Origin of the sequence: Martinezella lusitana (assembly GCF_010668395.1) — a bacterium.
Lineage (GTDB): Bacteria > Pseudomonadota > Alphaproteobacteria > Rhizobiales > Rhizobiaceae > Rhizobium > Rhizobium lusitanum_A.
The window spans coordinates 1-387 of record NZ_WUEY01000101.1; the positions used below are offsets into that span (position 1 = coordinate 1).

The window sequence follows — 387 nt, forward strand, 5'->3', positions numbered from 1 at the left end:
GTGCTGGCCGCGCGCGAGCGCAAGATCCCGGTGGTGCCGCGCGCGCTGATGCTCGCCGAGCTGATGCGCCTCAAGCGCGGCATCGCGATCGCCGGCACCCACGGCAAGACCACCACCACCAGCCTCGTGACCAGCGTGCTCGCGGAAGCCGGCCTGGACCCGACCTTCGTGATCGGCGGGCGCCTCAACAGCGCGGGCGCGAACGCCAAGCTGGGGCAGGGCGACTACATCGTGGTCGAGGCCGATGAATCCGATGCCTCGTTCCTCAACCTGCTCCCCGTGATGGCGGTGGTGACGAACATCGATGCCGACCACATGGAGACCTACGGCCACGACTTCGGCCGGCTCAAGTCGGCCTTCGTGGACTTCCTGCACCGCATGCCGTTC

Annotated in this window: 1 protein-coding gene; it reads left to right on the top strand. The window is 68.5% G+C overall.

The features are described 5' to 3' along the window. A partial coding sequence (locus GR212_RS36715; RefSeq protein ID WP_246726263.1) for a Mur ligase family protein occupies nt 1–387 on the top strand: 387 nt, incomplete at both ends.